This window comes from Mesorhizobium sp. M0037 (assembly GCF_040323635.1).
Classification (GTDB): Bacteria; Pseudomonadota; Alphaproteobacteria; order Rhizobiales; family Rhizobiaceae; genus Mesorhizobium.
The window spans coordinates 14,641-33,855 of sequence record NZ_JAMYVB010000012.1; the positions used below are offsets into that span (position 1 = coordinate 14,641).

At 62.0% G+C, this 19,215-nt stretch carries 20 protein-coding genes and 1 tRNA gene; 9 read left to right on the forward strand and 12 right to left on the reverse strand.

Features of this window, described 5'->3' with window-relative positions:
* The first annotated feature begins 2 nt into the window (after positions 1-2).
* A complete protein-coding gene (locus NKJ78_RS18650; RefSeq protein ID WP_352459030.1) occupies positions 3-386 on the forward strand; it encodes a hypothetical protein in 384 nt (127 codons plus the stop codon).
* A gap of 76 nt (positions 387-462) precedes the next feature.
* Here the strand turns inward: NKJ78_RS18650 and NKJ78_RS18655 are convergent, their stop codons facing one another.
* From NKJ78_RS18655 to NKJ78_RS18665, 3 genes are all read right to left on the reverse strand, one after another.
* Positions 463-771 (reverse strand): BA14K family protein, encoded by a 309-nt coding sequence (locus NKJ78_RS18655; RefSeq protein WP_023667455.1) that lies wholly within the window; start codon positions 769-771, stop codon positions 463-465.
* A 202-nt stretch (positions 772-973) separates the two neighbouring features.
* Positions 974-1,186, reverse strand: coding sequence for a hypothetical protein (locus NKJ78_RS18660; protein WP_352459031.1), 213 nt, complete (start codon positions 1,184-1,186; stop codon positions 974-976).
* Positions 1,187-1,319: 133 nt separating this feature from the next.
* Positions 1,320-1,487, reverse strand: coding sequence for a hypothetical protein (locus tag NKJ78_RS18665; protein ID WP_352459032.1), 168 nt, complete (start codon positions 1,485-1,487; stop codon positions 1,320-1,322).
* 158 nt (positions 1,488-1,645) lie between these two features.
* Here NKJ78_RS18665 and NKJ78_RS18670 point away from each other — a divergent pair.
* Positions 1,646-1,721: transfer RNA gene (locus NKJ78_RS18670), tRNA-Thr, on the forward strand.
* 127 nt (positions 1,722-1,848) lie between these two features.
* Here the strand turns inward: NKJ78_RS18670 and NKJ78_RS18675 are convergent.
* The 4 genes from NKJ78_RS18675 to NKJ78_RS18690 all read right to left on the reverse strand — a co-directional run bounded on the left by NKJ78_RS18675 (position 1,849) and on the right by NKJ78_RS18690 (position 5,865).
* Positions 1,849-2,376, reverse strand: a complete 528-nt coding sequence (locus tag NKJ78_RS18675; RefSeq protein ID WP_352459050.1) for a DUF2569 family protein — start codon at positions 2,374-2,376, stop codon at positions 1,849-1,851.
* 166 nt (positions 2,377-2,542) lie between these two features.
* Positions 2,543-3,232 (reverse strand): TetR/AcrR family transcriptional regulator, encoded by a 690-nt coding sequence (locus NKJ78_RS18680; RefSeq protein WP_023688400.1) that lies wholly within the window; start codon positions 3,230-3,232, stop codon positions 2,543-2,545.
* 69 nt (positions 3,233-3,301) lie between these two features.
* Positions 3,302-4,729 carry an amidase gene (locus NKJ78_RS18685; RefSeq protein WP_352459051.1) on the reverse strand — a complete coding sequence of 476 codons (1,428 nt, stop codon included), beginning with the start codon at positions 4,727-4,729 and terminating at the stop codon, positions 3,302-3,304.
* Between the two features lie 101 nt (positions 4,730-4,830).
* Positions 4,831-5,865 (reverse strand): extracellular solute-binding protein, encoded by a 1,035-nt coding sequence (locus NKJ78_RS18690; protein ID WP_352459052.1) that lies wholly within the window; start codon positions 5,863-5,865, stop codon positions 4,831-4,833.
* A 401-nt stretch (positions 5,866-6,266) separates the two neighbouring features.
* On the opposite strand from NKJ78_RS18690, the gene NKJ78_RS18695 reads away from it, so the two are divergent.
* The 5 genes from NKJ78_RS18695 to NKJ78_RS18715 all read left to right on the forward strand — a co-directional run bounded on the left by NKJ78_RS18695 (position 6,267) and on the right by NKJ78_RS18715 (position 12,141).
* Complete coding sequence (locus tag NKJ78_RS18695) at positions 6,267-7,511, forward strand: caspase family protein (RefSeq protein ID WP_352562610.1); 1,245 nt, start codon at positions 6,267-6,269, stop codon at positions 7,509-7,511.
* Positions 7,454-8,935, forward strand: coding sequence for a hypothetical protein (locus NKJ78_RS18700; protein ID WP_352459053.1), 1,482 nt, complete (start codon positions 7,454-7,456; stop codon positions 8,933-8,935). The genes NKJ78_RS18695 and NKJ78_RS18700 overlap by 58 nt, the downstream gene beginning before the upstream one ends.
* Positions 8,923-9,123 carry a hypothetical protein gene (locus NKJ78_RS18705; protein WP_352459055.1) on the forward strand — a complete coding sequence of 67 codons (201 nt, stop codon included), beginning with the start codon at positions 8,923-8,925 and terminating at the stop codon, positions 9,121-9,123. Before NKJ78_RS18700 ends, NKJ78_RS18705 begins: the two co-directional genes overlap by 13 nt.
* A gap of 444 nt (positions 9,124-9,567) precedes the next feature.
* Positions 9,568-10,335: an NAD kinase gene (locus tag NKJ78_RS18710; RefSeq protein WP_352459056.1), complete on the forward strand. Its 768-nt coding sequence runs from the start codon at positions 9,568-9,570 to the stop codon at positions 10,333-10,335.
* 192 nt (positions 10,336-10,527) lie between these two features.
* On the forward strand, positions 10,528-12,141 hold the full coding sequence (locus tag NKJ78_RS18715) for a DEAD/DEAH box helicase (protein WP_031243648.1): 1,614 nt from the start codon (positions 10,528-10,530) through the stop codon (positions 12,139-12,141).
* A 42-nt stretch (positions 12,142-12,183) separates the two neighbouring features.
* On the opposite strand, the gene NKJ78_RS18720 is transcribed toward NKJ78_RS18715, so the two are convergent.
* The 5 genes from NKJ78_RS18720 to NKJ78_RS18740 all read right to left on the reverse strand — a co-directional run bounded on the left by NKJ78_RS18720 (position 12,184) and on the right by NKJ78_RS18740 (position 16,179).
* Entirely contained in the window at positions 12,184-12,855 is a 672-nt protein-coding gene (locus tag NKJ78_RS18720) for a WbqC family protein (protein WP_023738921.1), read from the reverse strand.
* Positions 12,852-13,793: a C2H2-type zinc finger protein gene (locus tag NKJ78_RS18725; RefSeq protein WP_156929763.1), complete on the reverse strand. Its 942-nt coding sequence runs from the start codon at positions 13,791-13,793 to the stop codon at positions 12,852-12,854. Before NKJ78_RS18725 ends, NKJ78_RS18720 begins: the two co-directional genes overlap by 4 nt.
* A gap of 11 nt (positions 13,794-13,804) precedes the next feature.
* On the reverse strand, positions 13,805-14,716 hold the full coding sequence (locus NKJ78_RS18730) for a hypothetical protein (protein ID WP_156942337.1): 912 nt from the start codon (positions 14,714-14,716) through the stop codon (positions 13,805-13,807).
* Positions 14,717-14,757: 41 nt separating this feature from the next.
* Positions 14,758-15,426: an acetyltransferase gene (locus tag NKJ78_RS18735; protein WP_023738924.1), complete on the reverse strand. Its 669-nt coding sequence runs from the start codon at positions 15,424-15,426 to the stop codon at positions 14,758-14,760.
* A gap of 63 nt (positions 15,427-15,489) precedes the next feature.
* Positions 15,490-16,179, reverse strand: a complete 690-nt coding sequence (locus tag NKJ78_RS18740; RefSeq protein WP_198021318.1) for a class I SAM-dependent methyltransferase — start codon at positions 16,177-16,179, stop codon at positions 15,490-15,492.
* 79 nt (positions 16,180-16,258) lie between these two features.
* Between NKJ78_RS18740 and NKJ78_RS18745 the strand changes: the two genes are divergently transcribed.
* Both NKJ78_RS18745 and NKJ78_RS18750 read left to right on the forward strand, forming a co-directional pair.
* A complete protein-coding gene (locus tag NKJ78_RS18745) occupies positions 16,259-17,905 on the forward strand; it encodes a B12-binding domain-containing radical SAM protein (RefSeq protein ID WP_352562605.1) in 1,647 nt (548 codons plus the stop codon).
* On the forward strand, positions 17,902-19,032 hold the full coding sequence (locus NKJ78_RS18750) for a DegT/DnrJ/EryC1/StrS family aminotransferase (RefSeq protein WP_050593135.1): 1,131 nt from the start codon (positions 17,902-17,904) through the stop codon (positions 19,030-19,032). Before NKJ78_RS18745 ends, NKJ78_RS18750 begins: the two co-directional genes overlap by 4 nt.
* The last annotated feature ends 183 nt before the right edge of the window (positions 19,033-19,215 follow it).

Consider the following 19,215-nt stretch of genomic DNA (forward strand, 5'->3'; position numbering starts at 1 on the left):
TTTTGCTCGCCGTTTCACTGTGCGGTTGCGTGGCGACGGCGCCCGCCCCTGTCTCCCAGCAAGTCAACGAGATTCCGATCTCGCTCGCTTTGGAGGAGACAATCACGATCGGCATTCGCCAGCATTTGCAGGATCCTGCGTCCGCCAAATTCGGGACGATGCGCGCCGGAGAGCGGACGCTCAACGGCCGCCGGGAAATCGTGGTCTGCGGCCATGTCGCTGCAAAGACGTCGTCCGGTGGTCATACAACAGACCAACCGTTCGCCGCCAAGATCTATCCGGATGAAGGAAGCAGCTTCGAACTCATCGCCATGGGCGATCAATCGCAGAATGCGAGTGTTGCCCGCATCTGCCGTGCAGCGGGATTGCCGATCTCCGAACCGTAGCCCGCACCGCGGCGCGCTCAAATCAGGAAGGAGGGGCTGCGTACAGCCCCTCCTTTCCGTGTGGGGGTGCCTCCTCCTAAAGGCGGCAATAGTGGCGGTAGCCGTCATAGCCGACATAGGTGTCGGAGTACGGATCGTAACTGGCGTAGCGGTTGGCGCAGCGGCGGACGTGCCAGGAGCCACCCTCGTCGTCGACATAGACGGTGCGGGGCTGCTGGTTGAGCAGGCTGCCGAGCACGAACCCGCCGACGCCGGCGGCGATGCCGATGCCGATTTCGCGGTTGTGGTGATGGCTGTGGGCGGCCGACGGCTGGACGGTGCCGACCAGCGAGGTGGCGGCGACGGTGCTGGCGATGAGGGCAGAAGCGATTTTGCGCGTGAACATGACGATCTCCTTGTTTCGTTGCGAGAGGCGATCCATCCGCCTCTTGATCATCTGTCGTTTCGGCGCGGAAAAAGGTTCGAAAGAATTTGGGATTTTCTTGAAGGCCGGAAATCAGCCGACGGAAACCAAGATCTGATCGATCGAGCGCTCAACGCAAAAAAGGGCGGCCGAAGCCGCCCTTCCGCGAGGCAGGTCGTCTCGCTCAAAGGAAGATGATCACCTTCCCGTGGTGATGATGATGCTTGTGGTGATGGTGCTTGTGGTGATGGTTCCACCACAACCAGGGCTTGTCGTGATGCTTATGGTGATGGTGGTGATGATGGCCGTGAGCGGAGGACGACTGGACGGTACCGGCGAGCGCGCCGGTGGCGAGGAAGATGGCGACCAGGCCCGAAGTAAGACTGCGCTTCAACATGATGATCTCCTTGATCGAGGCGACCATTCGCCTCTGGAGATCAGTCGCGGTGACGTGGTGAAAGGTTCGAGGTTTTAAGCGAGTACCGAGTAATCAATGGTCCGAAAGGCGTTTGCCCATTCACATTCACCATTCATCCCATCCCAGTCACATGCCGCAGCCAAAACGCCATCGCGATAAAACCGACGATGGCGGCGATGCCGGTCCAGTCGACATTGGCGCTCTTCACGTCCCTGATGAGCTTTACCGCAAGCAGCCAGGCAATGGCGACAAGTGGCAGGATGATGACAAATCTGATCATGCGACACCCCGTTCCATGCGGTTGCACCTGAGAGATATGTAGGGAGCGCTTTGGCGGTTTTCAGCATGGCAGCACCCGCCGGGCCGGCGGGTCCATTAGCGATCGAAAACGGAGTTTTGTCTTTACTGGCGCACGAAATATGCTAACCGGAGCGCCGTGCCCTTGTAGCTCAGCTGGTAGAGCAGCGGTTTTGTAAACCGAAGGTCGGCGGTTCGATTCCGTCCGGGGGCACCACCCCTTCGCTCTTCGAGCTTCGGGTGGCAGGCCACCCAAAGCTCGTTAGACGAAGGAGGACTGCCGACGGTTCTATTCGGCGGAGCTGGCAGCACGACATCAGGCCAACTCGCAGCCGTCGGACCTTCTAGGAAAATGTGGCAGCCTGTATGGCTGCCGTATCGCCGAACGTGTTCCTCACCCTGACCGACCTGTAGACGTAGGCGGCCCAGATCCCTGTGACTATGAAGGATGCCAAAGGTGTAACCAGAGCTCCTCCGGCAAGCAAACGGTTTACCGGGACACCAAGCACAGTCGATATCCAAACTGTGTCCAGTACGAACAAGAGAGGGATCGCGAACCACAGACATATGAACAGCTGCGGAAAGCGGTGGCTTCGCCGCAGCATCGAAACAAGCACGACCAGCTGAAGCATCAGAAATGCCAGATTGAGGGCTGCCTCGCCATAGATGGCCAAGGCCCCGTTGGGCACTGTAACAAGCTGTTGGTAGGTTTTGACCAGACTGGCCATATCGACAAGTGTGCGCAACGGCGAAAGGGACAGGCTGATCGCCAGCAGGATCAGCCAGCCGCCGAACCCCACGAGGTCATCTGGGCTCTGTGAGGATTTGCGCGACGACCGGACGGCGAAGAAAACCGGCACGCCAATCAGCAACAGAAGTATCGCCCAATGCCACATTTACCCACCCTCGAATGCATCCCTGGGTTGTTTAGCTCGCACCTCTGGATTGTGCAAGCGTTTTTACAGAGATCAACGCATCGTAGAGATTTTCGGGTTTAGGTTTGCAGAGGACGCTTTCGTCGCTCGCAATGGCCGCATCTCACCCCAAGTCAAAATGCCGCGGAAAAGCCTGGTGCAGCAGGAGCAGCATGGTCTTGCGCAGCACGTCGGTGTCGCGGCTGGACGGGTTGAGATGGTCCCAATACCAGGCGCCATGCACCAGATAGTTCAGGCTCTCCGACAGCGTGTCTATGTCGACGCCGGTGTAACCGCCGCTGCGTGAAATCTCGATCAGCAGCTCGCGCGCTTCGGCCGTGTAGGCGAGATCGCTCGGCAGGCCGATTTCATTGTAGATCTGCATGCTCTTGCGGTCGCTGGAAAACACGACGAAGACCGAGACCCATTTCGGATGCTGCCGGGCAAAGCGTTGCGCGCAATCGACCGCGCCCAAGACCCGCTCGACCGGCGACAGGCCGGGCGCCCGCACCAGCGTCAGCCACAGCGCGTCATATTGGTCGCTGAGATATTGCAGCACGGCCCGGAACAGGTTCTCTTTGCTGCGAAAATGAAAGACCACCAGTGCGTTGGACGAGCCGACATGCTCGGCGATGCGCTGCATGGTGACGCTGGCCAGCCCCTCCTCCGCGATGAGCTCGATGGTGGCGTCGATGATGCGCTGGACGCTCGCTTCGCCGCGCTCGCGCCGGCGGTCCTTGGGCGCGGCGTCGTTCGCCGCACCCTTGGCCGCCTTGCTTTTTCCCGCATCCGGAGTGGCTATGCGTTGCGCCATTGTCGTCAGGCCTTTCCCCGGCGGCCGAAACATCCCGCCGCTGCCTTGGCATGCCGGCGCCCTGCGGACTCACAGCGCCGGGCGTGTCCCGGCATTCGTGTACCACTGACCACGAGCCGTCTCATAGGCCATACCCGCCCGGAACACGTCAGCGTCGCTATAGGTGCGGCCGACAATCTGGATGCCTGTCGGCACGCCATTGGCGGCGCGGCCCGACGGCATCGACAGAACCGGGCAGCGGCTCAGCATGTTGAACGGCGTCGTCATCACCCAGCCCAGCGACGGGTTCACCTCTCGTCCATTGATCTCGACCTTGCCTTTGGTCTGATCGAATTCCGCCGGCACCGCGGGAAGCGCATTGGTCGGGCAGATCAACACATCGTATTTTTCCAGCAACGGCCCCAGCGTCTGGTACATCCTGGCCGCCACGTCCAAAGTTGCGACAAAGTCCGTGGCCTTCGACTTCTGGCCGTCCTGCGCAAACTGCCTGGCATAGCTGGTCATGTCCTTGCCGTGCTTGGCGAGCAGCGGCGACAGCGAGGCGCCGAAGAGATGTTCGAGATAGGCCATGCCGGCCCTGAGCACCTCGTCGCCCCAACCGAGATCGACTTCCTCGACAGTGGCGCCGAGCGAGCGGAACACATCGCAGGCAGCGAGCGTGTTCTTGCGCACGTCCGCATCCACCTCGAAGGACCCGAGATCCATGGAGAATGCGAGCTTCCAACCCTTGATCGGCTTGTAGTCGAGCGGCAGGCGCAGTTTCGGGCGCAGCGTGGCGATGTCGAGCGGGCTCGGCCCGGCCATGACGTTCTGCAGCAGGATCGCATCCCCGACGTTTCGGGCCAAGGGCCCGGTGTGGCAGTAGAAATCGAGATTGAACGGCGGCTCATCGGGATTGCGGCCGTAAGGCGGCTTGAAGCCGACCAGGCCGCAGGCCGAGGCAGGGATGCGGATTGAGCCCGCTATGTCCGAGCCGGTTGCGATCGACGACGTGCCAGAGGCCAGCGTTGCCGCCGAACCTCCCGACGAACCGCCCGGCGTGAAATCCGGGTTCCAGGGGTTGCGCGTGACGCCCCAGCGCTTCGACCAAGTATAACCGGCGCAGCTGAATTCGGGCGTCGCCGTGCGGGCGTGGACGATGCCGCCGGCCTTCATGACACGCTCGTTCATCGTCGAGGTATGGCCGCCAAGCGCGTCCCCGGACAGCAGCGAGCCATGCGAGGTCGGCTTGCCCTTGATGTAGCTCTCATCCTTGATGCCGATCGGCAGGCCCTCGAGCGCGCCGGTCCTGGCGCCTCTGGCGTATTTCGCCTCGGCTTTTCTGGCGAGATCCATCGCCTCGTCGAAATGCGTGAAGGTGAGGCAATTGATCGTTTCTTTCGTCGCCTCGGCGCGGCGGATGGTGGCCTGCATCAGTTCCACAGGCGATAGTTTCTTCGCCTTGAACAGCCGCAACGCCTCGCTGGCCGGCATGTAGCAAAGGTTGAGATCGGACATCGAAAATCTCCCGCGGCGGCTTTACGGCATCTGGCATTGGCGATGGCAGGGCCGCGATCCGCGGCCCGATGTTTGGTGGTCAGCTTCGGCTGGCGGGGCCGCTATTTCTGCAGATCGGTCCAGATCCTGGTGTAGAGCGCCTGGACGTCGGCGGGACAGGCCGGCATGAATTGGCCCTTGTCGGCAAATTCGGCCGGAACATCCACTTCGGGCGCGCCCTTCATATCGGCCGGCAGGAAGGGCTCGGAGCCCTTGATGCCGTTGGCGTAGTGCGCGAAGGCCGAGATCATCGCCGCATTCCTGGGGTCCATGATGAAATTCTGGAAGAGCTTGGCGTTCTCGACGTTCTTGGCATCCTTGAGCACCGCGACATTGTCCATCCAGATTGGAAAGCCCTCCTTGGGATAGCCGTAGACGATCTTGTCGTTCTCCAGCCGCTCGCGCAGCGATATGCCGTTCCAATTGACGCCGGCGGCAATGTCGCCCCTGCCGAGACCGTCGACGGCCGCATAGTCGAGCGACAGCCATTTCGCTTTCGCCTCGATGAGCTTGTCATGCACCTTCTTCAAAAGCACCTTGTCGTCGGTGCAGTACTTACCGCCCTCATAGGCAATGGCGAGGAACATGATGTCCCCCATTTCGGGCACGACATTGATCTTGCCGACTAGTTCCGGCGGCGGATCGAGGAAAATCGCCGAGGTGTTCGGGTCGCCCGCATAGACCGATTTGTTGACCGAGATGCCGGTCGTGCCCCATTGCCACGGCACCGAATATTTGCGGCCGGGGTCGAACGGCACGTCGACCCATCTCGGATCGACGTTTCTAAAGTTCTCCATCGTGTTGGGATCGGTTTCCAAGAGCAGGCCTTCGCTGATCCAGATCGGCATCACGCTGGCCGATGGAACGACGATGTCATAGCCGGAAGCGCCCTGGCGGACCTTGGCCAGAGCCGTATCGTTGGAGTCGTAGTCGGTGACGGTAACCTTGACCTTGTAGGTGTCCTCGAACTTCTTGATCAGGTCCGGGCTGGTGTAGTTGCCCCAATTGTAGATCTGGAGTTCGCCTTCGGCGTGGGCAATGCCGGTCATCGCCAGCAGCGACAGGCCGAGCGCCGTGGCGGTCGATTTCAACTGCATGCTTGTGTCTCCCATTGTTGGGACCGGCGGGATTGCGACTCGAGTCCCTAAGTTCCCTTCGTCCTGGTGATCATTCACCGGCGAATGCCGGCTGACCAACTCGGTATCTCGGGCAACGGTATTAATTACTAAACATACAGTCAATATCTTTCAGCGACACAACTGCATCATCGGCACCGGCAGTGCGCCGGCGAAGCCGACATGATATGGTCAAGGTTGGGCCATTGATGAATTGGGGCAAGCCGTGGCGTGAGCGCCGCAGCCTGCAGGGCTTGGATCACGGTCATGCGCCTTTTTCTGGCGGTCGTGCTGCTGATGACCATGGCGCTCTTCTCCGCTGCGCGCGGCGAAGAGCGGATAGCGCTGGTTGTCGCCAATCCGGCCTCTGAGGGCTCACCGCAATCGCCAACGCCGACCTCAGTGCCGAACTCGTTGCAGCGACACTACGATCGCTTGGCTTCACCGTCCGGCAGGTGTCGGATGGCGACCGCGCCGATGTCGCGCGCGCCATGCATGATTTCGCCCAATCCCTGGCCAATCCGGACTCCGTCGGCATCTTCTACTATGTCGGCCACACCGCGCAGGCCAACGGCAGGAACTATTTACTGACGCGCGGCACCCGGATCGATTCAAAGGAAACGGTCGACCAGACGGCATTGCCCCTCGATCTGTTCATGCAGGCGCTCGAGGCAACCCCGACATTGAAGGTGGTTCTGCTCGACAATCCCGGCGAGGGCCACAACCCTACTTCCGGCGTGATGCAGGGTCTGGCGGCGGTCGATCCCCTCACCCACGCCATCGTCGCTCTGTCGGCCAAACCCGGAACCGTTGCACTGGACGAAGCCCGCCCCGTCACCGTATTTGCCGATGCGCTCACCGCTGCGCTGCTCAAGCGCGGCGCGGACATAGCCATCATCCTCGCCTCGGTCAGGCAAACCACTATCGACAAAACGTCAGGCGCCCAGTGGCCATGGATGGCATATGGCCGCTCGGCAGACGCTGCCTTTGTGCTGACGCCGGACCAGGTGGCCGGCGCGGCACCGGCGCTGCCGCTTGTGTCGGAACCGGCACCGCCGGCGATGGCGAGCGGCGGCTACATCTCCGGGAGTGGCGGTTGGGAGCCTGATGGCAGCGACTACGCCGATGGCAGCGGTCAGGAGCCCTACCCCATGGACGTTGCACCGGGCTCCGGCAGCCCCGATGCCGCGATGGGCGACAGCGCCAAGGAGGCGGCGCTCTACGAGGAATACAAACGCCAGGAACAGCAGCGCCAATTGCAGGAAGAGCAGGCTCGGCAACGATACGAAGAGGAAAAGCAACGTCTTGAAGACGCAGCTGCGGCCGCTGCCCAGAACAATCTCGGCGGGACCTATCCGCAGGATGGCGGAGCCACCGGCGCCGAACCGCCCCCCGATAAGGCAGGGATCCCCCCTGAGGACGGCATGACATCGCCCCGCCACCCGCGACCGGCGCCGAAAGTCCGCCGGAGGCGCAGGCGCCACCGAAACCAGCGCCGCCGCCCATCGACCAGGCGCAAAGCCGTCCTTCCGGCGGCGCCCTTCCACAACCCGAGACGGGCGCTGTCGAGGTGGTGCGCCATCCAACCATCGATGCGCCGGATGAGATTGTCGGCGGCGAGACGGTGACCGTTTCGATCGCCCTTACCGAAGAGCAATTCACGCCCGAAGTGAAGGTGAAGGCAGCGCCGGGCTCGTCGGTGACGGAAGATGGCGCCCTGGCCATGGCGATGCCGGCGGGAACCGAGCAATGGCCGATCGATATCGATCTGTTCGCCTCCGGCTTCGATCTCGCTGAAGGCGGCAAATGGAGCCGACGGACGACGCTCTACCGCCAGGGCGACAGCGACTTCGTCCGCTTCGACGTCAAGGCGCGGCCGACCGCCAACGACAGCAAGCCGTCCCAGTTCATCGCACGCATCTACAGCGCCGGGAGGTTCCTCGGATCGGCGTCGCGGTCCGTTGTCATCCGTCGCACGCCGCCTGTCGAGGCAGCCGCTCGGAGCGCCGCAGCCGAACGCTCCGCAGCACCTGCCATGCTGATGCTGGCCGCAGCGCCGCCGCAGCCGGCGGTAACTGGCAATGTGACGCTCGGCGGCGCAGCCGGCGATGACGTTCCCTATCTCGACGTGACCATCCTCTATGACGATCCGAGCGGGCTGGGTTCGGGGCAGATCATCATCCATTCGCCGCATCTGGCCGGTCCGGTGACCGATACGATCTCGACGCCACCTGAGATGGCGGCGTGGCTGGACTCCGAATACCGCCGCCTGCTGCAGCTCGGCCTGAGCTTGCGCGGCGCCGTTTCGCTGCAGCAGCCTGCCGCAAGCAGCGATCCGGGGACGCAAAAGCGCTTTGTCACGCTCGCCGCCGAAGGTTTTGGCGATGCGCTCTACCGCGACTATGTGCCGAAAGCGTTCAAGGACGTGTTCTGGTCGCTGCGCGGCAAAGGCGAACTGCATTCGATCCAGATCACCTCGAACAGCCCGACGCTGCCCTGGGAATTGATCCGCCCGCGCAGCGCCGACGGCGCAACCGCCGACGGTTTTCTCGGCATGGGCTACCGGCTGGCCCGCTGGGCTCCGCGCAGCAGTGCCTCACAGGTCGACAACCCGCTCGACCGCATGACCTTCACCGGCGTCGCGGCCGTCGCGCCCTCCTATGTCGACAAGCAGTCGCTGCGCTTTCAGCAGGACGAGATCGCGGCACTGAGCAAGCTTGCCGGCTACCGCCGCTTCGATGGCGATTTCATCTCTTTCGAGAAACTGGTCGGCGAAGTCTCGACCGGTTTCATTCATTTCTCCGGTCATGGCGCGGTCAACCAACCGGGCAGCGGCCGGCCGGTCTTTGCCATCGATCTCGTCGATCAGTCGCTCGACCCGGATACATGGGCTGCGTTGGTCGCCACCGCGCATGGCAAGGGCAATCCGTTCTACTTCTTCAACGCCTGCGACACAGGCCGTTCCCAGATGCTCGCGGCTTCGTGCAGGGCTGGGGTCCGGCGGTTCTGGCGGGCGGCGCTTCCGGCTTCATCGGCGGCATGTGGCCACTGACCGACCGCGCGGCAGCGGCCTTCTCGACCGATTTCTATGGTGGCATCAGCACGCGGATCAAGGACAGGCCGGTCTATCTGGCCGAGATCCTGCAGGATGTCCGCAGAGAATTCTACCAGACCGGCGATCCGACCTATCTCGCCTACACATTCTACGGCAACGCCAACCTGAGGATTGTCGCGCAGTAGGCGACGGATCGTCGTTGGCAGATTGGCTTCAGCCTACAACGCGTTTTGGGGGCATGGCACGCCGGCGCCGCCGCAGCGTGAGGCCATCGGCCTGGAGCTCATGTCTTCGGACTGCCGCACAAGCTCCGCAAAGAGAAGGGCGAAACTTCCCATCACAAGGAAGACGATAATCAGGCGTGTCACCGGCAATAGACAGGTCTCGACTGGCTAGCCCCCCAGCCACCCATCCTCTGTCGGCTAACATGATCGATCAGGCTTTACGAGTGTTTAAGCTCGCTCTTAACCATCACATTCGCCGTTCCGGCGACATGAAGCGCGAGCCGCCGATTTCGTTTCGCCGCGGCCGCAACTGCGCCGACGATGCCTCCCTTTGCAGATGCGCTTGCCCATGCTACCCCACGCAACCGCCGCCGACCGCCATCGGCCGACCGCCATCGGAATGTCATGAGCAAAGCCAATTTCGCCTTCGTCTCCTCCGACACTGCCGATGCCAAGGCGGCGATGGAGAGCCTGTCGGCCCGCTATGGCCAGGCATCCTTCGACGACGCCCAGGTGGTGGTGGCGCTGGGTGGCGACGGCTTCCTGCTGCAGACCTTGCGCGACACGATGAGCACGGGAAAGAAGGTCTACGGCATGAACCGTGGCACCATCGGCTTCCTGATGAACGAGTACCGCGTCGGCGGCCTCACCGAGCGCATTGCTGCCGCGGTCGCCGAAACGATCCGCCCGCTGGAAATGCTGGCGGTGACGCATGAGGGTGAGACGGTTTCGGCACTCGCCATCAACGAGGTGGCGCTGTGGCGTCAGTCCTACCAGACGGCAAAGATCCGCATCACCGTCGATGAGCAGGTCCGCATCGAGGAACTGAACTGCGACGGCGTGATGATCGCGACGCCGGCCGGCTCGACCGCCTACAATCTGTCGGCGCACGGTCCGATCCTGCCGCTGGATGCGCCGCTGCTCGCGCTGACCCCGGTAAGCCCGTTCCGGCCGCGCCGTTGGCGGGGTGCCCTGTTGTCAAACAAGGCGACCGTACGCTTCGATATTCTGGAGTCGGAAAAGCGCCCGGTGAACACCGCCGCCGACCACACCGAGGTCAAGGCGGTGGCTTCCGTGACGGTCCGGGAATCGCCGACTGCGACGGCGACGCTGCTGTTTGATCCCAACCATTCGTGGAACGAACGCATTCTCGCCGAGCAATTTCGCTATTGAGCCGGCGCAAAGAGTGACTACCTAATTAAGCATCGCGATTAAGCTTACGTTTTCACAATCGTGCCAATCCCGCCCGTTTCTGTTGACAAATCGCGGGCTTGCGCCTAATCGCAATACCAATCTTGCAGGCACGCTGTGCTTGCCGCGACGGATGCCGTTGCGCTTCCCCGAACCAGCCAAAGACAGCAACTCTTGTCCTCAGACACCACGACCGCTCCAGAAGCGTTGACCTTTTCAGACCTCGGCCTGTCGCCCAAGGTCCTTTCCGCAGTCACCGATGCGGGCTACACCGTGCCGACGCCGATCCAGGCTGGCGCCATCCCGCATGCCTTGCTCGGCAAGGATATTCTGGGCATAGCACAGACCGGCACCGGCAAGACGGCTTCCTTCGTGCTGCCGATGCTGACCCGCCTCGAAAAAGGCAGGGCCCGTGCCCGCATGCCGCGCACGCTGATCCTCGAGCCGACGCGCGAGCTCGCCGCGCAGGTCGAAGAGAATTTCATCAGATACGGCAAGAACCACAAGCTCAACATCGCGCTGCTGATCGGCGGCGTCTCCTTCGACGAGCAGGACAAGAAGCTGGAGCGCGGCGCCGACGTGCTGATCGCCACGCCCGGCCGTCTGCTCGATCACCGCGAGCGCGGCAAGCTGTTGCTCAACGGCGTCGAGATCCTCGTCATCGACGAGGCCGACCGCATGCTGGACATGGGCTTCATCCCCGACATCGAGCGCATCTGCGAGATGATCCCGTTCACCAGGCAGACGCTGTTCTTCTCAGCGACCATGCCGCCGGAGATCACCAAGCTCACCGAGAAATTCCTGCATGCGCCGGTGCGCGTCGAGGTGTCCAAGGCGGCATCCGCTGCCACCAACATCATCCAGCGCCTGGTCAAGTCCGGCTCCAAGCCGTGGGACAAGCGCGAGACGCTACGCAATCTGATAAAGGCCGAAGACGCCGAGCTGAAGAACGCTATCATTTTCTGCAACCGCAAGGTCGAGGTCGCGGAGCTGTTCCGCTCGCTGTTGAAGTATGACTTCGACGCCGGCGCCCTGCATGGCGACATGGACCAGCGCGCCCGCATGCAGATGCTGGCCAATTTCCGCGATGGCAAATTGCGCTATCTCGTGGCGTCCGACGTCGCCGCGCGCGGCCTCGACATTCCCGACGTCAGCCACGTCTTCAACTACGACGTGCCGATCCACGCCGAAGACTATGTCCACCGCATCGGCCGCACCGGCCGCGCCGGACGCTCGGGCAAATCCTTCACCATCGCCACCAAGTCCGACACCAAATACATCGACGCCATCGAGCGGCTGATCGGCAACAAGATCGAGTGGCATGACGGCGACCTGTCGACCGTGGTCGCCAGCGAAGGCGGCGAGGACGAAGCGCCCCGCCGTGGCCGTGGCGCTCCGCGCCGCGCCGGCCGCAAGGACGAGGACCGCAAGCCCCATGATCGCAAGGACGGTGGCGAGCGCAAGCCGCGCGAACGCCATGCCAAGCGCAGTGACGACGCGCCGGCGGCAGATGCCGCGCGCGAGGAACAGCCGGTGGTAGCCGAGGCCGCGGTCGCCGACATCGGCGAACGGCATCAGCGCAAGGAAGCGATCCGCTCCGAAAACAGCGACCGCAAGGTCTCCGATCGCAACAACGAGAACCGCGCCCCGGAACGCGGCGACACAAGGCCGCAGCGCGCCAGCAACAGCCGCCCTGCCCGCGGCAACAACCGCGGTGAAGACAATGACGGCACCGTCGGCTTCGGCGACGACATGCCGGCCTTCATGAAGATCGTCGCCAAGGTCTGATCGTCGCAGTCCTAAAATAGCTGCCAAGTGATCGGCAATTGCTCACGGCCCCCATTGGCACGTGTTTCGAACATCGTCGCGAAGGTCGGCGAGGTTATTGCCAAAAAAGGCAGGCAGGATGTGGGGGAACCTCCCTGCGTAGGGCACGAGAAACTGCAGATCGATGCCCGCCTGCTGGAAGTTCTCGGTGGCATAAAGGTGGCGCCCACCGGCAGCGTTGATGTAGCGCTGTCCGCCGAGCGCTCGAACGATGCCGATAATGCGCGCTTGCCCTCGCAAGGCGGGATCAACGCCGAGGCTGGAACTGCGCAAGATGTTTGCTTTGAGTTCGAGCGCGTCGGCGACGAGCCGAAGACCGTTCTCGAGAAAGCTTGTCACGTCGCCAAGCGACCCGGTCAGATGGCGGCTGATCCGCTCCGCGGCCGGCGTTGTCGCCTGGCCCGGCAGGCCGAAAGCGGCCAGGCGCTTGTCCAGAGCGGTTCGGGCGCCGTCCGCCCAGCGCAGATGCTTTATCTGTGTATTGAACGGCATAGGCGCGAGCGGCAATGTCAGCCAGCGGCCCGGTGTCATTTCGCAACGATGCACCCGTCCCCGGCGCGGGAACTGGACATCGTCGAAAACAACGAAGACGTCGCTCGCAGCCATCAGGCGAAAATAGCCCGCATGCGGGAAGAAATATGGCTGCATGACAGCAATGGTGAGCTTGCCCGTCACTGCGTCTTGCCTTCGCCATAGAAGCAATGAGGCAAGCTTCGAACGTGCTGCTGGAACGCTTGAAGGACCGGCGATGCGAACGACTTGCCACAGAAGGCGTCGAATTCGTCGCGGTTGCACAGGAAGCTGTGGCGATCGAACTGCTCGCGGCGAAGATAATGCAGCACCCGGATATCCGCCGGGTCGCGCAGCCCGTGCGCCAGCATCTCGTCGGAGTTTGGACAATTGTATTCCGGCCCGAGAGGCAACGCATCGGCCCCGACCGTCAGGATGGCCAGCGACAGCGCGATCTGGCCGGAAAAGAAGATCGAGGGCTGATCCTTCAAATAATCCAGTACGCGCGCGGTAAGCGGGCGGATCAGTGGCTGAATGGCGCTGAAAGCGCTTTTGTTGAAGACGACGAAGCCATAGTTGATGTAGGCGGGGCACCCGCCGAAGGCGCCATCCGACGACTCGGAATATCGCCAGTTGAGAGGCGTATCTGCAAAGCCGAGCGTCTCAAGAAGCCGACGCCATGCAGCGTTGTTTTCCGAGCCATCTCTCGAAAATGGCGAGAAATGCGCCGGTAGGCCGGCAACACTCGGCCGATCAGCGTCGCGCATGCGTTGCAAAAGCTCGTCGATCGGCCGCATCAGGCAGGCGTCGGCATCGGCGAGGATGATGACATCGCCGCGCGGCGCCTCGGCATAGCGGTCAAAGCCCGAGGAGAAACCCCGGTCGCTGATAGCACGCGGCACGGGGCGCCACGTTACCGGTAAGGCCGAGGACCAGGTGTTGGCGGCATGGAGTTCGTCGATGTCGGCATGCCCGCCAACAGAGACCACAATGGGGGCGGCCGCATAGACGCCGCCGAGCTTGGCCAACGACAAAGCTGCCAGCTTGACGTTTGAGAAAAATTCCGGCTCCGGCAGGATCGGGATGCGAAATTCGAAAGTCATGCCGGTCCCCGTCATGTCAAATCGCGAGTCGCCCAGCCGATGCCGGCCTCGCCGAACCCGTTGCCGTTGTAGAACATCACTTCACCGGAAGCGCGTCGCATGACGCAACAATAGGCCTGCATCCAACTGTCGAAGTCGCCGGCCGCCGGCGGATTGCTGAAGATCACAGGTTCCGCCTCGCCAGCCATGCCATCCCGGACATCTATCAGGCGGGAAAAAAGGCGGTAGGCTTCATTGCCACCATCGCGAAAGTCCCGCCCGCGGCGGCTGTACCACAGCCGTATACCGCCAGCCTCATGCGTGACCCAGGGACGCGTCTGGCTGTTCCCGTCCCCGAGGTCGTCACCTAGGACCGGGACCGAGCCTGTTTCCCACAGAATTCCGTCTGGCGAAACACAGCTGCGGAGCACATAGTCAGGCTCCCGGACACCTCTGGTCTCCACCCAACCGGTGCCGCTCGCATACCACATGCGATAGCCGCCCTTGATCGCACCAACGAAGGGCGTTGACACGAAATAGGGATCTGCCGGACCGATACTGCGGACCGGCCCCGCAAATGCTCTCTCGAAATTCAGCCCATCATCGCTGGTGGCGAGCCCGATGGCGATCTGAAAGCTGACATCGCTACGTGGGTAGATGCCCGAATAATACAGATGCACGCGCCCACCGATCATCACCGCGCAGGAGGGCCCCAGCCCCGAGCAATCGAAAGTGCCTGGCAGGCCCGGCTCCATGATCGGGTCGAAATACTCACCCAACACACGCATGCCGTCTTGCGGGTCGACATCAACGGCCAGGATAGATGACCGGTTGGCGCTATTGCGCCCGGCGAAATAGATGCGCCAAAGCCGAGGCGAAAGGGCGAGGACCGTCGGAACCTGCGCGTAGCTGCCCCACCACCCGTGCCCGGCCTTTATGGGCACCAGCAACCCCTGCCGGGTCCATTTCCTCTGACGGCCAGGCATCAGCGGAACTTCATCGACTTGATACGGGCGCTGGAATAGGGCTTCGGAAAGTCCGAGGGATGACGCACTACACTGTTGGCGGGCACATCGCGCCGGATCATGCAACGGGACTCGATATAGCTTCCGGCACCGATGGTGATGCCGTTGTCGATGCCGACCTGGCCGCCGATCAGGCTGCACGTGCCGATATGGACACCGCTCGCCAGCCCCACCTGCGACGAGACGAAGCAGAAATCCTCGACGATGGAGTGATGACCGACATGGCTACCGCTCCACATCATGATGCCTTCGCCGAGGCGGACAAACGGCTGCAGCGTGCAATTCTCGAGAATGAAGCAGTTTTCACCAACCGTGTCCGCCATATTGTGCGTAGAGGGGTGGATGAAGCGCGTGAAGCTGTACCCGCGCGCCCGGCCCTGCTTATGCCGATCACGGCGGAACTCGTTGAGGTTCTGGTAGCTGAGCGGACCAAGCAGCTTGACGGTTTCAGGCGGGAATCGGTCCTCAAGCTTTTCCCAGGCGACCACGGGAAGACCTTTGAACTCGGTTTGTGTGAGGAAGTCTTCGTCGACAGTAAAACCGACGACGCGATCCTCTCCGAACCTGTCGAGGTAGGCCCACGCGACCTCGGCGATCTGGCCCATCCCAAAAATAACCACGTCCGCCATGCCGCCCCCGCGCCTATGCCCATATATTCTTGACCCGCAAGCCGGAAATCCGCGGATCGTCGGCTACGCGGCAGCCTTGTAGACGTAAACCGTGTACTCGTAGAGCCCGTAGTCGGCGCGAATGAGGTGATGACGCGACAATTGACCGACGACGAAGTGGCTTATCCGATCATAAGGCACGTGAAAAAGGTCCTCGCGTTCCCAGTCGACGTGCTTCGACATCAGGTTGAAGGCCATTCCCTTGCGGGCATGCGGGAACACCCTTGCGATCAACCGGGTCATGGTGTCGAACATCGTCTCGTAGGGGACGCCACAACGCTCCGTGAAGACCCCGTTCATGATGATGTAGTCGGCCTCGGGCACAACCACCTCATTCTGCATCACGTCCATACAGTCAAAGGTCACGCCGGGATATTTGCGCCGGCACAGGTCAATGAACCGTGCGGACAGATCGAGCCCCCGATATCGCAGTTTGCGATCGTCGGATTGGCGCAAATAGTCGAGGAAATGGCCGGCGCCGCAGCCGAAGTCCAGCACATCGACCCGGTCGCGCTCACGCATCGCCTCGGCCATTATGCGGTAACGTGTCGCTGCCCCCCCGGCATCCGGCCAGTCGACTCCCTGGGGCGTATCGCCATGACGTGCAAGACACGCCTCGTAGTGGGCGACCAGCGCGTCGTATGGACCACTGTCGGGCAATTGGAATACCTCGTCTAATTGGCAATAGAAGGCGTCGGCTGGCTTGTATATCACTCTATAATCTGCGCGAAACATCATGTCACTGAATCGCTCACTCACAGGCTTATACTCGATGCACACTTCGAATATGCCTTTGCCGCGCAAGCTTCGGGTTTGCCTCATCAATCCGCGGTTCCGCCCTTCCGTCTGGAGCCGGGACGAGGTGCTTCCCGTTCTGCCTGGCAAAAAAGGCAGCTGGATAGTGACAGGTTCCCTGCCCGCCCTTGCGGCGCTTGCTCCGGATCATTGTGATGTCGTCCTGCTCGATGAGAATGTCGAGGACCTGGATTTCGAGCGGCTCGGGGCCTTCGACATCGTCGGCGTGACCGGCATGATCGTGCAGCGCGACCGCATGTTTGAAATCCTCGAGAGACTGCGCGATCTACCGATTACCGTCGCCGCGGGCGGTCCCTATGTCTCGGTGTCGGAGGCGGAGTTTGTCGACCGCTGCGACGTGCGCTTCATCGGCGAAGCCGAGGAAACGTGGCCTCGCTTCCTGACGGCTTTCGCTCGCGGAGAGCCTGTCCAGAAGCGCTACGAGCAGGACGCGAAAACCGATATGGAGACCGTCCCCACGCCTCGATATGACCTGCTGAAATCTGGAAGCTACGTGGTAGCGTCTCTACAGTTCTCGCGAGGATGCCCGTTCCTTTGTGAATTCTGCGACATCATTACCATCTTCGGTCGCCGGCCACGCCTGAAGTCGCCGGCGCAAATGATTCGCGAGTTCGATGCGATCGTGAAGGCGGGCTTCCGTACCTGTTTTCTGGTCGACGACAATTTCATCGGTAACAAGGTCAAGGCCAAGGAACTCCTGAGAGGCCTGATCGATTGGCAACAGGTAAACGGCTATCCATTGGCCTTTTCGACAGAAGCCAGCATCAATCTGGGTGACGACGCGGAAATGCTCGATCTGATGCGTCTGGCCAATTTCCGCCAAGTCTTTGTCGGCATCGAGTCGCCCCGCGCCAAGTCGCTGATGGAAACGAGGAAGATCCAGAACGTTCGTGGCGACAGCATGATCGACAAATTGCAGCGCATCCGCGACAGCGGGCTGGTGATTCAGGCGGGTTTCATCGTCGGTTTCGATAGCGACGATGAGGCGATCTTCGATGAGCAGTTCGAGTTCATTCAGCAAATCGGTATCGCGCAAGCATCTGTGGCAATCTTGTGCCCGATCCCCACGACGCCGCTCTATGGGCGGCTGAAGATGGAGGGTCGGCTGGAACTCAGCGACCCCTATGTCAGCTTCCGCCCGAAGAAGATGACGCGCGAAGCGCTGAGGGCCGGCTATGACAGGTTGGTGCAGCGCCTTTACGAGCCGGACGCCTACTTCAGCCGCCTTGTGGATGGCTATTTCGGATCGCCAGGCTTTCGCAAGAGCCGGGCGACGCTTGCAACCCTGATCGGCCGGAAGCGTTCCGGCGTGACCCGGATTGCGGAATTGGCCGGTGCCATCCTGATGGCTGCCCGACTCTTCAGAGCTTTGCTTGCCAAGCGCAGCGCGATGTCGCTGGGCGGCGCCTATGTCAGGCATTGGCGCCGCAACCGGCGTCTCTGCGGCCGCGAGGCGATACCATTCGCCAGTTTCGTGCTGCTTTGCGCCGATCACTGGCATTTTTACACCATCTCGCGGACCAGCAGTAAGATCGAGATCGGGACCAGCCGGCCCGAAACCTTGCGGCCCATACCCGCAAATGAAGGCCTCTATCTGGACAAGACCGCAGGCGGTAGAGCTTGAACGCCGACGGATTGTGGGATGCCGATCCCGGCCCAGCGCCCGATGTTCCCGTGTCGCGCCCGCGACTGCCGACAGGCGACAGCATCCTTCCCTATCTGCACGAGATCGATGCAACTCGCTGGTACAGCAACAACGGTCCGTTGAACCGGCGTTTCCAGGAAGCTCTCAAGACTCGGACCGCTGCAGGCCATGTCGTATGTGGCGCAAACGCAACGCTGGGGTTGGCGCTCGCATTGATGGCCCAGAAACCGGCGAAGGGAAGTCTCTGCATGATGCCGTCCTGGACCTTCGCGGCCAGCGCGCACGCGGCGGTCCTCGCAGGGCTCGTTCCATGGCTGGTCGACGTAGACCTGGACAGCCAGCAACTGTTGCCCGAGAGCGCGGCAGAACTCCTCCGCCAGGCTCCCGGCGGCGTCGGAGCGGTCATGCCGGTCATGCCGTTCGGCCGCCCGATTGGTGTCGCGAACTGGGATCGGTTTAAGAGCGATACCGGTCTTGCCGTGGTAATTGACGCAGCCGCAGCCTTCGACACCTTGACGCCATCGCGGGTTCCGGCAGTCGTCAGCCTGCATGCCACCAAGGCACTCGGCATCGGCGAAGGTTGTTTTATCGCGTCAGACGACGGCTCTCTGATCGAGGAAATCGCGGAGGGTGCCAACTTTGGTTTTTCAAATTCGCGCGAGGCGGTCAGACCGGCCCTGAACGGCAAGCTCAGCGAGTATGGTGCGGCCGTCGGCCTGGCCGCACTTGAGCTGTGGCCACATACGCGTGCCGCCTACAAGCGCGTTGCCACAAGCTATAGCCGCTCGCTGGGGTCGATTTCCGGGCTGAGCTTGCCGGAGGGGTTCGGTGAAAAATGGATATCGTCCACCGTCACCATTGGCCTGCGGCCTGGTTCGATGGACCGGGCGCTCACGGCGCTGGCGAAAGGAGGGGTTGGTGTGCGCCGGTGGTGGGGTGGCGGTCTGCATCGGCACGCAGCCTTCGAACATTTTCCCAGGCTGCCGCTACAGACCACTGACATACTGGTAGCGACTCAACTGGGGCTACCCTGTTGGACCGATCTTGCGGATGAAACAATCTCCCGCATCTGCTCGATCCTCAGCGAAGTGGCTGCTGCGGGCTGAGCCGAATGTCTGGTCGACTCTTAAGGCAAAACGGCCCCTTAGCGCCCAGCGCGATGCTGGCGCGTGCGCAATTTTGCCGCCATTGTCGGCTTCCGCGACGACATCATGCGGGCAGCCTTCATGCGCGCCGGCCCTCATGCCGATCGTCGTCCGAGCCTGATCCCGAGCGCTCTCAAATGCAGC